This window comes from Pseudomonas sp. PGPR N4, assembly GCF_059693665.1.
The window spans coordinates 803,010-817,413 of the sequence record NZ_JCAUKV010000001.1 but is presented as its reverse complement, the minus strand read 5'-3'; the positions used below and the strand labels follow the sequence as shown (position 1 = coordinate 817,413).

Sequence of the window (14,404 nt, the reverse complement as noted above, 5' to 3'; positions counted from 1 at the left end):
TTCCATGAAAGACCTGATCAAGGATTGTTCGTTGTCTGCCATCGTCGCCGGCCTGCTGGCGACGATGATTTCCTACGCCGGCCCGCTGGTGATCATCTTCCATGCTGCCGAGGCTGCGGGCCTGTCCCACGGCCAGTTGTCGTCGTGGGTGTGGGCCGTGTCGATGGGCAGCGCCGTGCTTGGCGCGGTATTGACCCTGCGTTATCGGGTGCCGGTAGTTATCGCTTGGTCGATTCCAGGCTCGGCACTGCTGGTGACTGCGCTGCCGCAGATTGGTCTCGAGCAAGCGGTCGGCGCCTATCTGGTGGCCAATCTAATCTTGCTGTTGATTGGCCTGAGTGGTGCGTTCGACGGCTTGATCGCACGCCTGCCGGGCTCGATTGCGGCAGGCATGCAGGCCGGCATTCTGTTCAGCTTTGGCGTTGAAGTGTTTCGCGCCTTGCCGGTGCAACCGACGCTGGTCGTGGCGATGTTCATCACTTATGTGCTGATGCGGCGCTTGCAGCCCCGCTATGCGGTGGCGGCGGTGTTGGCCGTTGGCGCGTTGATCACAGTGCTCAGCGGCCAGCTGCGCAGTGAGGCGTTGGTCCTGGAGTTTGCTACCGCGCAGTTGATCACCCCGCAATTCAGCCTGTCGGCAGTGTTCAGCCTGGCCTTGCCGCTGGTGCTGGTGGCCCTGACCGGGCAGTTCATGCCGGGTATGGCCGTGCTGCGCAATGCGGGTTACCAGACGCCGGCAAGCCCGTTGATCAGTGCCAGTGCCCTGGGCGGCATGCTGTTGGCGCCGTTCGGCTGCCACGGACTCAACCTCGCCGCCGTCACCGCCAGCCTGTGCACCGGCCGCGAAGCTCACGAAGACCCGCGTCGACGCTACATCGCGGCATTGGCCGGCAGTGGCTTGTATCTGCTGCTGGGCATCGCCGGCGCGACCCTGATGTCGTTGTTTGCCGCTTTTCCTGCTGCATTGATTGCCGCCCTGGCGGGACTCGCCTTGTATGGCGCGATCAGCGAGGCACTGGCCCGCAGCCTGGCCGAACCGAGCGAGCGTGATGCCGGGTTGTTCACCTTTCTGGTGACGGCCTCCGGTGTTGCCTTTCTGGGCTTGTCGGCAGCGTTCTGGGGCTTGCTGTTCGGCCTCTGTGCGCATGCCTTGCTGCGTTTGCGGCGGCCGCAGGCGGGGGATGCCCTGCGCCGTAACCCCTGAAAATCCGTAGTGCAAAACCGTAGTAGCGATCCATTCATAAAAACAAGATCAAGAGAGCTTCGCGATGAAACCTAACGCCTGTGTCGCCCTGGGCATAACCTTGCTCAGCCAACCCCTGCTGGCTGCTGAAAGCAGCTTTTTCGAAGACGCCAAAGCCAGCCTCAGTGCTCGCAACTACTATTTCAGCCGGGATTTCTCTGACATCGTCGGCGCCAACCAGCAGTCCAAGGCCGAGGAGTGGGCCCAGGGCTTCATCCTCGATTTCAAGTCCGGCTACACCCCTGGCCCGATCGGTTTCGGCGTCGATGCACTGGGCTTGCTCGGGATTCGCCTCGATAGCAGTCCGGACCGGGTCAACAGCGGACTGTTGCCAGTGCATGGCGACGGGCGTGCGGCAAGCGATTACAGTCGCCTGGCTGGCACCTTCAAAGCACGCGTATCGCAAACCGAGCTGCGCGTGGGCGAGCTGCAGCCGAATCTGCCGGTGCTGACCTTCAGCGACATTCGCCTGCTGCCACCCACCTATCAGGGCGTCAGCCTCAACTCCGCCGAGATCAACGGGCTGACCGTGCAGGCTGGGCATTTGTCTTCGACGCACCTGCGCAACGAAGGCGGGGATGACAAACTCAACGCCATGCTTGGCCATGTGCCGATGCGCCAGGTCGCGAGTGACGCGTTCAATTACCTGGGCGGTGACTATGTCTTCAACGACAAGCAGACCAGCGCCAGCCTGTGGTATGGCCAGCTCGAAGACATCTACCAGCAGGGCTTTGTCGGCCTCAAGCACAGCAAGCCGTTCGGCGACTGGGTGCTCAGCGCCAACCTGGGTTATTTCACTGCCCGCGAGGACGGCGATGCCTTGCTTGGCCAGATCGACAACCAGGCGTTCTTCTCGTTGCTGACAGCCCGGCATGGCGGACATAGCTTTCACGTCGGCTATCAGGGCATCTATGGCGAAAGCCCGTTTCCACGGGTATTCGCCAATATCACTCCGCTGGGCAATGAGGTGCCCACCTATGAGTTTGCCTACACCGATGAGCGCTCCTATCAAGCGCGCTATGACTACAACTTTGCCGCCATGGGCATCCCTGGCCTGACCGCGACGGTGCGCTACATAACCGGCAACAATGTCGATACCGGCCGCGGCTTCGAGGGCAAGGACCGCGAGCGCGATCTGGATATTGGTTATGCGGTGCAGAGCGGGGTGTTCAAGGGTTTGGGTATTCGTGTCAGAAACGCGGTGGCGCGCTCGAATTATCGCAGCGATATCGACGAAAACCGGCTGATTCTGGCCTACACATGGCAGTTGCTGTGAGACCCGCGCCACTCACAGATGGCTGAGTTGCCAGCCCGCTGCAAACGCTGCGCTACGGCGATAGCGTTTGCACAGTGACCGGCGATGCAGGTAGGTTGCCAACAGACTTTTTGTGGAAACCTGACCTTTGGACTCACTCACTCAAGCGGTGCTCGGCGCAGCGCTGCAAGGCTCGGTGCTAGGCCGTATTCAAGGCCGCCGGGCATTGCTCTACGGCGCCGCCCTGGGCACCTTGCCAGACCTCGATGTGATCATCCGCTATGCCGATCCGGTGTCGCAGATGACTTTCCACCGTGGTTTCTCGCATTCACTGTTCGTGCTCACCGGCCTGGCCCTGTTGTTGGCCTGGTTGGTGACCTGGCTTGGCCATAAGTACTGGCCGGAGCGCTGCTATCGCTGGCCAAGGCTGTTCGCCGCGTTCTGGCTGGTGCTCATCACGCATCCGGTACTCGATGCCTTCACCGTGTATGGCACCCAGTTGTTCTGGCCGTTGCAACTGATCCCGGAAAGTTGGGCGGCGGTGTTCATTATTGATCCGGTCTACACCTTGCCGCTGTTGTTTACTGTGCTGTTCGCGGCGATTCGCGGCATGCAGGGCAGGGCGATTGCGTTGATGACCTGCGCATTGCTGTTCAGTACCGCCTACCTCGGCTTTGGCCTGGGCGCGCGTATGCATGCCGAGCAGCGCTTTGCAGCTGCTCTGGATCAGCAAGGCGTAGCAGTGACCGAAGTGCGTGCCGTGCCTATCGCCTTTAACAGTCTGGTCTGGCGGGTGATGGCGAAAACCGCGGACGGCCATTACTTCGAGGGCGTCAGCAGCGTGTTCGATCGCGAGCCGCCGGAAATGCTGCGTCATTCGCGCAACCTCGAGGCAGCCAAGCGCCTTGGTGATGACCCACTGCACGCGCGTCTGCGCTGGTTCACGGGAGACTGGCTGCGTTACGACGAGGTCGGTGATGCCTTGGTGGTGACCGACCTGCGCATGGGCATTCCCGGCAACTACACGTTCCGCTTCCAGATGGCCAGCCGCGACAGCACTGGCCAGTGGAGCGTCGGCACGCCAACAGCCTGGTCGGGCACATCGGCCAACTCGATGTTCAACCTGGAAGACCTTGGTCTGATCTGGCGCCGCATCATTCATCAACAACCGCCGCTGCCGTTAGCGGCATGGACCGCCAAGTACCTGCAGCCAATGGTGAGCAGCGAGTCCGGGCAATAACCGTGCGCTCGGCCGGGCTGGATTTGGTCAAGTGGACGGCGATGGTGACCATGGTCGCTGACCACCTGCGTTACCTATGGCCAGCTGCCGACGGTTTGTTTGTCATCGGCCGGCTGGCATTTCCGTTGTTCTGCCTGGCGTTGGCAATCAACGTCGGGCGCAGCGACCCGGCTATGTGGCCCAGCCGCAGCGCGGCGCGCTATCTCGGTTGGCTGCTGGTATTTGGCGTGCTGTCCGAAGGCCCGTACCGCTGGCTGGACACCGGTTCGCAGACGCTAAACGTGATCCCGACCCTGACGCTCGGGTTGTTGCTGGCTTGGGCAATACACCATCGACAGGCGCTGGCCTGCCTGCTCGGCTTGAGCGCTGCGCTGACTGCAGCGCTGTTCAGTGATCACCTGATGTACGGCTTGCCTGGCGTCCTGCTCCCCGCCGCGATTCTGATCGCCAGGCGCTACGGCGGCGCCGGCTGGCTGCTGCCATGTGGGTTGGCGGTGGCGGGCAACGTGACCAACAGTTGGTTACGTGCGCATCCGTTGCAACCCATCGCTCTGGTCATCCTGAGCACCGCAGCAATGTCGTTGCCTATAGGCCTGTGGCTGGCGCGTCAGGAACGCTGGCAGGTACCGCGGGTCGGGCGCTGGGGTTATGCGTTCTATCCGCTGCATCTGGCGCTTATCGCCGGCCTGCAACGTCTGGCCGCAGCCCTTGGTATTTAGCGCGAGGGCCGCGTACAACCAATGCCACCCCGACCCCCTACCCAAGTAGCATTCGGCTGAGCCGCAGGCTTGCCTATCCTGCGGCCATGGCTGTATCTCTCTCGGAATTCGACTTATGAGCGAAGGCGTCTTCAGCGCACTGTCGCGGGCTACCTGTGCTACTCAGGCAGCCGGTGAGCTGGCTGATCAACTGCGGCATGCCGAGCTAGGCTTTGTGCTGTTTTTCTGCTCTGCCGAATACGATCTGCCGGTATTGGCGGCTGCGCTACAGGGGCAATTTCCGGCGGTGGGGCTGGCCGGCTGCACCAGCGCCGGCGAACTGACCCCGGAGGGCTATGCGCGCGGTTGTATCACCGCGGTCGGTTTCGACCGGCGCTACTTCTCCATCGCCGCTGGCCTGGTGGAAGCGGTACCCGGTTTCAGCCTGCTCGACGCGCAGGCGCTGGTTGCCCAGCTGGTCGAAGACTGCCGACGCAACAGCCTGGCACCGATCAAGGCGCACAGCTTTGCCTTGACCCTGTTCGACGGCCTGTCCAGCCGGGAAGAGGTGGTGCTGGCTGCCCTGGCAGCGGCGCTGGGCGATATCCCGCAGTTCGGCGGCTCGGCAGGTGATGACAATCACCTCAGCCGCACACATGTGTATTACAACGGTGCCTTCCACAGCGGTGCGGCGGTTTTGTTGCTGGTCAATACCTGGCTGGAGTTCGAGGTGTTCAGCGCCGATCACATTCAGCCGCGCAGCGAGAAACTGGTGGTGACTCGCGCCGACCGTCAGCTGCGCCGGGTCTATGAGCTGAACGCCGAGCCGGCAGCCGCTGAATACGCCCAGTTGATCGGTGTACCCGTGGGTGCGCTCGATCATCGGCTGTTTGCGGCGCACCCACTGGCGCTGCGGATCAACCAGAACCACTACGTGCGGGCCATTCAGCAGGTACATGAGGATGGCAGCCTAAGCTTCTACTGCGCGGTGGAGAACGGCATCGTCCTCACCGCAATGCGCCCCGGTCCGCTGCTGGCCAACCTGCAATCGTTGTTCGAGGGCCTGCGCCAGCGCCTCGGGCCGTTGCTGCTGACCATCGGCTGCGACTGCGTACTGCGCCGCCTCGAGCTGGAGAGCGAGGGCGCTGCTGTGGCCGAGGTCAGCGCGTTGTTGCGCAGCCAGCAGGTGCTGGGCTTCAACACCTATGGGGAGCAGTTCAATGGCATGCATATCAACCAAACCTTCACCGGCGTTGCCATCGGACAGCCGCGCGAGCGCATCGCCGGCTGAGCAGATCAGCCAGCTGCAACGCGACAACCACAAGCTCAAGCGCATCAATGCAGCGTTGATCGAGCGGCTGGAGTCCGGTGCGGCGCGACCGGACGATGCCTTTGCCGCGTTCCAGCATTCGGTGGTGTTGGCCGAGCAGGTGCGCGAGCGCACTGATGCCTTGAACCAGGTATTGGTCGAACTCAAGGCCAGCCACCTGTTGCTCAGCGACGCGCATCAGCGCGCCGAAACTGCCCACCAGCGGCTGGTGGATGCCATCGAGAGTATTTCCGATGCGTTCGTGCTGTTCGATGCCGACCTGCGCGTGGTGCTGTTCAACCGGCGCTTCAAGGCGCTCTGGGCCAACAGCCGATTGCGCGTGGCCAGCGGTATGCAGCTGGTCGAGGTGAAACGGCTGATGCACAACCTGCTGCGCGAAGAACCCCGTGCCAGCAGCGACGAGCAACCGTTGTATCGGCTGCGCAACGAGCGCTGGTTACAGGTCAGCGAACGGCCGACCCGCGATGGTGGCCGGGTGATGCTTTTCACCGACGTCACCCGGGTCAAGCTGCGTGAGAACCACCGCCGCGAGCAGGCCCTGGCGCATAAGTCGTTCCTGCTGCAGCGGGCGGTCGACAACCTGTCGCAGGGCCTGGCCATGGTCAACGCCGAGGGCGTGCTGGAGCTGTGGAACCGACGCTTTCTCGAGGTCAGTGGCCTGGCACCGATTGCCAGCCATCGGCAGTTTGCCGACGTGATTGCCGACAGCGAGCTGGCCTTGCTGACGCCCGCCAGCCGCGACGACCACGACCAGCCGCTGCCGGAGTTGGAGCAGCGTCTGTTCGACGGGCGCATGCTGGAAATTCGTACGCATCCATTGCCCACAGGCGGTTTCGTCAACACCTTCACCGATATCACCGAGCGCTACGCCCATGCCGAAGCGCTGCATCAGGCCTATCAGCACCTGGAACTGCGCGTGCACGAGCGCACCGCCGAACTGACCAGCCTCAATCGCCAACTGCTGGGCGAGATTGACCAGCGCCGCCGTATGGAAGCCAGCCTGCGCGATGCCAAGGCCGATGCCGAGCAGGCCACGCTGTCGAAAACCAAATTTCTCGCCGCAGTCAGCCATGACCTGTTGCAGCCGCTGAATGCCGCCCGGCTGTTTACCAGTGCCTTGCTCGAACAGCCTGGCGCAGGCCCGTTGATCCACAACGTCAGCAACGCCCTGGATGGCGTCGAGAGCCTGCTCGGCACGCTGGTGGATATCTCCAAGCTCGACGCCGGGGTGATCCGCGCCGATGTCGCCAGTTTTGCCCTGAGCGACCTGCTCGACAACCTCGCGGCCGAGCACGCTACCGTAGCCGCCAGCGAAGGCCTGCGTCTTGACTACGTGCCGAGCCGCTTGCGCGTGCGCAGTGACATGCAGCTATTGGCGCGGATCCTGCGCAACCTGCTCAGCAACGCCGTGCGCTACACCCCCAGCGGGCGGATCGTGCTCGGTTGCAGGCGGCGCGGCGACAAGGTGTTGATCGAGGTGTGGGATACCGGCATCGGCATCGCAGCGGACAAGTGCCGCGAAGTGTTCCAGGAGTTCAAGCGCGGCGAGGCGCAGCGGCCGGACCAGGATCGCGGCCTGGGGCTGGGCCTGGCGATTGTCGACAAGATCGCCGGCATCCTCGGGCATCCCATCCAGCTGCGCTCGGTGCCCGGCAAAGGTTCGGTATTCTCGGTCGAAGTCCCATGCTGCCAGCGCCCTGTGAGCAAAGGCTCAGCGTTGCAGCAGGACAGGCCGCAGCTGCAATCGCTGCAGGATGCGCGGATCTGGGTGCTGGATAACGACGGAGCGATCTGCGCCGGCATGCGCAGCTTGCTCGAACAGTGGGGCTGCAAGGTCACCACGGCGGCCAGTGAAGCGGACCTGCAGCGTCAGGTCGCCCTGCCAAGGGCGCGGGTCGACCTGTTGATCGCCGATTATCACCTGGACCATGACCGCACCGGCATCGAGGCGGTAGCGGCGATCAACGCCTGCCGCGACCGGGCCATACCGGTGCTGATGATCACCGCCAATTACAGCAATGAGCTCAAGCAGCAGGTGCGCCTGCTTGGCCACACCCTGATGCACAAACCGGTGCGGCCGATGAAGCTCAAGACCGCGATCAGCCACCTGCTTGGGTCGTCAAGCGGCATGTAGGAGCGGCCTTGTGTCGCGAAAGGCGCGCGCAGCGGGCCCGGCTATTTGCGGTGCTGCATAATCATGGGGCCGCTACGCAGCCCTTTCGCGACACAAGGCCGCTCCTACGGGGGACAGCGGCCAGTTAGCGGCTTTGTTAGCGTGCCAGCCGGCCGCTGACAAAGTGGGCAACATCGTTGAAGCCTGGAGTCGAGGCGTGGCCTGGGGTCACCAGCGCATCGATGAAGGCTTCATCTTCGGCGGTGATCTTCACCTGCAGTGCCCCGGCATAGGTGTCCCACTGCGCTTCGGTGCGCGGCCCGACGATGGCCGAGCTGACCAGCCGATTGTTCAGCACCCAGGCAATCGCGAACTCGACGATACCGACGCCTTTGCCCTCGCAGTAGGCCTGGATCTTGCGCGCGATGGTCAGTGACTCCTGACGCCATTCCACCTCCATGATGCGCTTGTCCTGGCGCCCGGCACGGCTACCGGCGTCAGGCTCGGAACCCGGTGCGTACTTGCCGCTGAGCACGCCCCGCGCCAATGGGCTGAACGGCACCACGCCGAGCCCGTGATAACCCGCAGCGGTCAACTGCTCGGGTTCGGCCTGGCGGTTGACGATGTTGTACAGCGGTTGGCTCACCACCGGCTTGGCCACACCCAGGCGCTCGGCCACGTTGCAGATCTCGGCGATGCGCCAGCCGCGGAAATTGGACACGCCCCAGTAACGGATCTTGCCCTGCTGCAGCAGATCCCCGATGGCCCGCACGGTTTCTTCCAGCGGCACACTATGGTCTTCGCGGTGCAGGTAGTAGATGTCCAGGTAATCGGTGCCCATGCGCGTCAGGCTGGCTTCGATGGCATTGAACAGATGCTTGCGCGACAGCCCGCTGCGGTTGGGCAAGCCGTCCACTGCACCGAATCCCGCTTTGGAGGCAACCACCCAGTCCTGCCGGTTGCGCGCCACCGCCTCGCCAACGATCTGCTCCGAGCGCCCGCCGTTGTAGACGTCGGCGGTATCGACAAAGTTGACGCCCTGATCCCAGGCCTTGTCGATGATCCGCAGCGAATCCTCGGCGCTGGTCTGCTCGCCGAACATCATGCTGCCCAGGGTCAGGGCTGAAACCTGCAGGCCGCTTTGGCCAAGAGGGCGATAGAGCATGGGGAAGGTCCTTGAGTGGGGAGGGGGATGACCTTTTTTACAGGCAAGCGGCGGGGTTTGAAAGGGCAAAACAGCGGGGTTGTTGCCTGATCCTGCCTGTAAATGTGCGCGGCATTGTGTCGCGCAGCGCCAACAGCATTTTCAAATACTCAACATGATGTTTATACGCAGCTGATAGTTAGCGAAATCCCTCACAACGCTATGGGATTTTTTTCCTGCCTGTGCTTATTGCCACGCGCATAACGAGACAGCGATCCTTGATGCAGCCTGGAGACGCAATATCCGCCGGTAACCATGCCGCTGATTCGTAGTGCTGAGGTGCGTAGTGCTTAAAGATCAATCATCTGAAAATCGGCTGTTAGTTACTGTACTGGTACTGATGAGCTTACTTGGGATATTCCCCCTTGATGTGATACTTCCATCATTCCCAGCGTTGTCTTCACAATTTTCGGTGCTAACCCGAGATATCGCCTGGTCCATCAGCCTGTTCGCCGTTGCGGTCGCGCTGTCGCAGTGCTGGATCGGACCGCTATCCGATCGCCTTGGCCGTAAACGCCTGTTGTTAGTCGGACTGATAACGGCGGCCTCAGGTGCCGTGGGCTGTATTTATGCCTGGGACTTTTCGTCTTTCATGGTGTTCCGCTTGGTGCAGGCCGCGGGATGCGGTTGTTTTGTACTCAGCCATGCACTGGTTCAGGACCTTTATAGCGAACATCGGCGCAATTCGATGCGAATTTTGCTGACTACCACCAGTGGTTTGTTTATCTCCCTATCACCGCTGGCAGGCAGTTTTTTGCAACAGTGGCTTGGTTGGCAGGGCAGCTTTCAGGCGTTCGTCGTGCTCGCGGCGTTAGCTGTGTTGCTGTGTAGTCTTTCGCTCACAGACGCTACGCGTCCTGTCGCCCCACGGAGCGGCTATCGCACCTTGTTCAAGGATCGACGCTTCATAAGCTATTCGCTGCTGTCCGCAATGGCATTTGCCTGCCACTTCTCTTTCATTGTCACGTCACCCTTGCTGTTCATGGATCTGCTGGGGATGACCGACTACGCCTTTTCACTGATATTCATTGCTTACGGTGCGGCTTATATCATTGGCGGCGTGGTCGCCAGTGCCTTGAACAAACGCATGGAGGTAAGTGCACAGATCAGACTGGGGCTGCTTTTGATCGGCCTCGCCGGGTTGTCGCTGTTTCTCTGGCTGTACGTGCTGAATCCGACCGTCACCGCAATCATGCTGTCGATGGTGGTCTGCAGTGCCGGTACAACGATTGTGCGCCCGGCCGCGACTACCTGGGCGTTGAGCCTGCACCCTGAGATTGCAGGGACGGCAGCCGCTCTGAATAACACGCTGGTATTTACCGTTGGCGGCTTGTGCAGCGCAGGGGTCGCGTTGGCAGAAGGGGACTTGCTGCGGGCATTAGCGATGGCATTCGTCCTTGCAGCGCTGATCGGGAGTCTGTTGCTGAGACGTCTTCGCAGCCTACCATCGAAGCCTCTCTCGGACTGACACACCTGTTCCATTCCTGCGTCACGTGTGCCGAAACTGCGGCGACTCTTAAGCTCGCCGGCTTACGATCGAGAGTGGATAAAGCCCTCTACGACGGGGATTTCAGTGGTATGTCTGGCGCTGGCACAGCCGTTGCTCCTGTTCTTTACGACACGTTCCCTGGGTGTCGCCAATAACAAGAACGGAGATTCCCCGATGACCCAATCAGGTCCGCACCGCCGGCCCATGCCGGGTGCCTTGATGAGAACCGCAGGTTGCGCCGTCCTGGCGTTGGCTTGCCTGGCCCCGGCGTTTGCCGCCGAGGTCGATGGCAAGCGCATCATCGACGCCGACAAAGAGCCCGGCAACTGGATGAGCCATGGCCGTACCTACGATGAACAGCGCTACAGCCCGCTGAACACCATCAATGACAGCAACGTCAATCAACTGGGCCTGGCCTGGAGCTACAAGCTCGATCTGGACCGCGGCGTCGAGGCCACGCCTATCGTGGTCGACGGCGTGATGTACACCACCGGGCCATTTTCGGTTGTGTATGCCCTGGACGCACGCAACGGCAAGCTGCTGTGGAAGTACGATCCGCAGTCCGATCGCCATCGGGCCGGTGAAGCCTGCTGCGATGCGGTCAACCGTGGCGTAGCCGTGTGGCAGGGCAAGGTCTATGTCGGCGTGCTCGATGGCCGCCTGGAGGCCATCGATGCCAAGACCGGCAAGCGCGTATGGTCGGTCGACACCCGCAGCGACGACAAACGCAGCTACACCATTACCGGCGCGCCGCGTGTGGTCAATGGCAAGGTGGTGATCGGCAACGGCGGCGCCGAGTTTGGCGTGCGTGGCTACGTCACCGCCTATGATGCCGAAACCGGCAAGCAGGCCTGGCGCTTCTTCACCGTGCCTGGCGACCCCAAGCTGCCACCTGAAGACAAGGCGATGGAAATCGCCAGCAAGACCTGGCACGGCGATGCCTTTGTCGAGCAGGGCGGCGGTGGCACGGCGTGGGATTCGTTCGCCTATGACCCAGAACTGAACCTGCTCTATATCGGCGTCGGCAACGGCTCGCTGTGGGATCCGAAATGGCGCAGCCAGGCCAAGGGCGACAACCTGTTCCTGTCGTCGATCGTGGCGGTCAATGCAGATACCGGCGAATACGCCTGGCACTACCAGACCACGCCGGGCGATGCCTGGGACTTCACGGCCACCCAGCACATGATCCTCGCCGAACTGCCGATCAACGGCAAACAGCGCAAGGTATTGATGCAGGCGCCGAAAAATGGCTTCTTCTATGTGCTCGACCGCGCCACCGGCGAGTTGCTCTCGGCGAAGAACCTCGTGCCGGTCAACTGGGCCAAGGGCATCGATATGAAGACTGGCCGGCCAATCGTCGATGATGAGGCAGCTGCGTACTGGAAGGACGGCAAGCGCAAGCTGGTGACCCCGGCATTTTGGGGCGCACATGACTGGCACCCGATGTCCTACAACCCCAACACCGGGCTGGTGTACATCCCGGCGCACATCATGTCGGCCTACTACGAGCACATCCCGGAAGCGCCCAAGCGTCACCCGTTCAAGAGCGTGTACCAGCTCGGCCTGCGCACCGGGATGATGCCCGAAGGCCCGGAAGGCCTGCTGGAAATGGCCAAAACCTGGTCAGGCAAGTTGATCGCCTGGGACCCGGTCAAGCAGGCACCTGCCTGGGAAGTGCCGTATATCACCATCTTCAACGGCGGCACCCTGAGCACGGCGGGCAACCTGGTGTTCGAGGGCAGTGCCGATGGCCGGGTGATCGCCTACGCCGCCGACGATGGCAAAAAGCTCTGGGAATCACCGGCTGCCAGCGGCGTGATGGCTGCGCCGATCACGTATTCGGTAGATGGCGAGCAATACGTGACCTTCATGGCCGGCTGGGGCGGGGCGTTCTCGACCTTTGCCGGGGCCTTGTCGCTGCGCGCCGGCGTTCAGCCGTTCGCCCAGGTGCTGACTTACAAGATCGGCGGCAACGCCACCCTACGTGAGCCACCACCGCCGGCCGACACGCCGAAACCGCCAGCGCTCACTGCTGACGAAAAAACCGTAGCCGCCGGTGCTGCGCTTTACGACGGCAACTGCTCGCAGTGCCATGGCATCCATGCCGTCAGCGGCGGCGTGCTGCCGGACCTGCGCAAGCTCACCGCGGAAAAACACCAGATGTTCCTCGGCATTCTCTATGGCGGGCGCATCCCGGACGGTATGCCTTCGTTCGCCGAAGCGCTCAAGCCTGAGCAGGTCGAACAGGTGCACCAATACCTGATCAAGCGCGCCCACGACCTGCAAAGCGAAGGCAGTGTCTGGCAGCGTTTCAGCGCCAAGCCCGCAGCCGCCACGCCGCTTGCCGACAATACCTCCAAGGAGTGAGATGACGATGCCCGATAATCTGTACCAGAACTATATCGACAACGCTTTTGTAGCCAGCGAACAACTGATCGAGGTGTTCAACCCGGCCAACGGCGAGCTGTTGGGGGCGGTGCCGGAGTCACCCATTGAGCAGGTCGAACGCGCGATTGACGCAGCGCGCCGTGCGCAGAAAGGCTGGGCGGCAAAACCTGCCATCGAGCGCGCCGGTTACTTGCGCCAGATTGCCAGCAAGGTGCGGGCCAATGCCGAGCGCCTGGCGCGCATCATCACCCAGGAGCAGGGCAAGGTGCCGGCGTTGGCCCTGGTGGAGGTCAACTTCACTGCCGACTACCTCGACTACATGGCCGAATGGGCGCGCCGCCTGGAGGGCGAGGTGCTGAGCAGTGATCGCGCCAACGAGCACATCTTCCTGCTGCGCAAACCCCTGGGTGTGGTGGCGGGGGTGCTGCCGTGGAATTTCCCGTTCTTCCTGATTGCGCGCAAGATGGCGCCGGCGCTGCTGACCGGCAACACCATCGTGATCAAACCCAGCGAAGAGACACCGATCAACTGCTACGAGTTTGCCCGGCTGGTGGCCGAAACCGATCTACCGCCAGGGGTGTTCAACGTGGTCGGCGGCAAAGGTGCGAGTGTCGGCCACAGCCTCACCAGCCATGCCGGCATTGACCTGGTCAGCTTCACTGGCAGTGTCGCCACCGGGGCGCGGATCATGGCTGCGGCAGCGCCAAACATCACCAAGCTCAACCTCGAACTGGGCGGCAAGGCGCCCGCTATCGTGCTGGCCGACGCCGACCTGGACCTGGCCGTGCGCGCGATCGTTGCCTCGCGGGTGATCAACACCGGGCAGGTGTGCAACTGCGCCGAGCGAGTGTATGTGCAGCGTGCGGTGGCGGATGCCTTCATCGACAAGGTCGCGCAGACGATGGCCGCCACGCGCTATGGCGACCCGTCGCTGCAGGCTGACCTGGACATGGGCCCATTGATCAATCAGGCCGGGCTGGACAAGGTCGCGCAGATGGTGCGCACGGCAGTCGGGCAAGGCGCTCAGGTGATTACCGGCGGGCAGGTGGCTGATCTTGGTGCGGGCTTCCACTATCAACCGACGGTACTGGCCGGCTGTTCGGCGGAGATGGAGATCATGCGCAAGGAGATCTTCGGCCCGGTCCTGCCGATCCAGATCATTGACGACCTGGATGAAGCGATTGTCTTGGCCAACGACAGCGATTACGGCCTGACCTCGTCGCTATATACCCGCGACCTGAACGCCGCACTCAAAGCCAGCCGCGAAATCGATTTTGGCGAAACCTACATCAACCGCGAGAACTTCGAGGCCATGCAGGGTTTCCACGCCGGAGCGCGCAAGTCTGGGGTGGGCGGGGCGGATGGCAAGCATGGGCTGTATGAGTACACGCGCACGCAAGTGGTGTATATCCAGGGCTGAGTAACATGGGGGGCAGCACTGGCC

Annotated in this window: 10 protein-coding genes; 9 read left to right on the top strand and 1 reads right to left on the bottom strand. The window is 62.3% G+C overall.

Annotation, left to right across the window (positions count from 1 at the left end):
* Window positions 1-4 precede the first annotated feature (4 nt).
* From AC58X1_RS03670 to AC58X1_RS03645, 6 genes are all read left to right on the top strand, one after another.
* Window positions 5-1,204: a benzoate/H(+) symporter BenE family transporter gene (locus AC58X1_RS03670; protein WP_150569225.1), complete on the top strand. Its 1,200-nt coding sequence runs from the start codon at window positions 5-7 to the stop codon at window positions 1,202-1,204.
* 64 nt (window positions 1,205-1,268) lie between these two features.
* Entirely contained in the window at window positions 1,269-2,519 is a 1,251-nt protein-coding gene (locus tag AC58X1_RS03665; protein WP_497428365.1) for an OprD family porin, read from the top strand.
* Window positions 2,520-2,646: 127 nt separating this feature from the next.
* On the top strand, window positions 2,647-3,738 hold the full coding sequence (locus AC58X1_RS03660) for a metal-dependent hydrolase (protein ID WP_497428364.1): 1,092 nt from the start codon (window positions 2,647-2,649) through the stop codon (window positions 3,736-3,738).
* The gene (locus tag AC58X1_RS03655) at window positions 3,687-4,457 is read left to right on the top strand and encodes a TraX family protein (RefSeq protein ID WP_224785485.1); all 771 of its coding nucleotides are present in this window, start codon (window positions 3,687-3,689) and stop codon (window positions 4,455-4,457) included. Before AC58X1_RS03660 ends, AC58X1_RS03655 begins: the two co-directional genes overlap by 52 nt.
* Before the next feature lie 115 nt (window positions 4,458-4,572).
* Window positions 4,573-5,727: a nitric oxide-sensing protein NosP gene (nosP, locus tag AC58X1_RS03650; RefSeq protein WP_497428363.1), complete on the top strand. Its 1,155-nt coding sequence runs from the start codon at window positions 4,573-4,575 to the stop codon at window positions 5,725-5,727.
* Window positions 5,657-7,900 carry a PAS domain-containing hybrid sensor histidine kinase/response regulator gene (locus AC58X1_RS03645; RefSeq protein ID WP_497428362.1) on the top strand — a complete coding sequence of 748 codons (2,244 nt, stop codon included), beginning with the start codon at window positions 5,657-5,659 and terminating at the stop codon, window positions 7,898-7,900. Before nosP ends, AC58X1_RS03645 begins: the two co-directional genes overlap by 71 nt.
* 136 nt (window positions 7,901-8,036) lie before the next feature.
* On the opposite strand, the gene AC58X1_RS03640 is transcribed toward AC58X1_RS03645, so the two are convergent.
* On the bottom strand, window positions 8,037-9,044 hold the full coding sequence (locus AC58X1_RS03640) for an aldo/keto reductase (RefSeq protein WP_181087953.1): 1,008 nt from the start codon (window positions 9,042-9,044) through the stop codon (window positions 8,037-8,039).
* Between the two features lie 379 nt (window positions 9,045-9,423).
* Here AC58X1_RS03640 and AC58X1_RS03635 point away from each other — a divergent pair, with 379 nt between their 5' ends.
* The 3 genes from AC58X1_RS03635 to aldA all read left to right on the top strand — a co-directional run bounded on the left by AC58X1_RS03635 (window position 9,424) and on the right by aldA (window position 14,380).
* Window positions 9,424-10,551: an MFS transporter gene (locus tag AC58X1_RS03635; protein ID WP_497428764.1), complete on the top strand. Its 1,128-nt coding sequence runs from the start codon at window positions 9,424-9,426 to the stop codon at window positions 10,549-10,551.
* Window positions 10,552-10,746: 195 nt separating this feature from the next.
* Entirely contained in the window at window positions 10,747-12,939 is a 2,193-nt protein-coding gene (locus AC58X1_RS03630) for a PQQ-dependent dehydrogenase, methanol/ethanol family (RefSeq protein WP_497428361.1), read from the top strand.
* A gap of 7 nt (window positions 12,940-12,946) precedes the next feature.
* Window positions 12,947-14,380, top strand: coding sequence for an aldehyde dehydrogenase (gene aldA, locus AC58X1_RS03625; protein WP_497428360.1), 1,434 nt, complete (start codon window positions 12,947-12,949; stop codon window positions 14,378-14,380).
* The last annotated feature ends 24 nt before the right edge of the window (window positions 14,381-14,404 follow it).

Bases quoted from the DNA above. Each gene is read 5' to 3' on its own strand.
- AC58X1_RS03635 (WP_497428764.1), top strand. From the start codon at position 9,424: ATGAGCTTACTTGGGATATTCCCCCTTGATGTGATACTTCCATCATTC.
- nosP (WP_497428363.1), top strand. From the start codon at position 4,573: ATGAGCGAAGGCGTCTTCAGCGCACTGTCGCGGGCTACCTGTGCTACT.
- AC58X1_RS03645 (WP_497428362.1), top strand. From the start codon at position 5,657: ATGGCATGCATATCAACCAAACCTTCACCGGCGTTGCCATCGGACAGC.
- AC58X1_RS03655 (WP_224785485.1), top strand. From the start codon at position 3,687: ATGGACCGCCAAGTACCTGCAGCCAATGGTGAGCAGCGAGTCCGGGCA.
- AC58X1_RS03640 (WP_181087953.1), bottom strand. From the start codon at position 9,044: ATGCTCTATCGCCCTCTTGGCCAAAGCGGCCTGCAGGTTTCAGCCCTG.
- AC58X1_RS03630 (WP_497428361.1), top strand. From the start codon at position 10,747: ATGACCCAATCAGGTCCGCACCGCCGGCCCATGCCGGGTGCCTTGATG.
- aldA (WP_497428360.1), top strand. From the start codon at position 12,947: ATGCCCGATAATCTGTACCAGAACTATATCGACAACGCTTTTGTAGCC.
- AC58X1_RS03670 (WP_150569225.1), top strand. From the start codon at position 5: ATGAAAGACCTGATCAAGGATTGTTCGTTGTCTGCCATCGTCGCCGGC.
- AC58X1_RS03665 (WP_497428365.1), top strand. From the start codon at position 1,269: ATGAAACCTAACGCCTGTGTCGCCCTGGGCATAACCTTGCTCAGCCAA.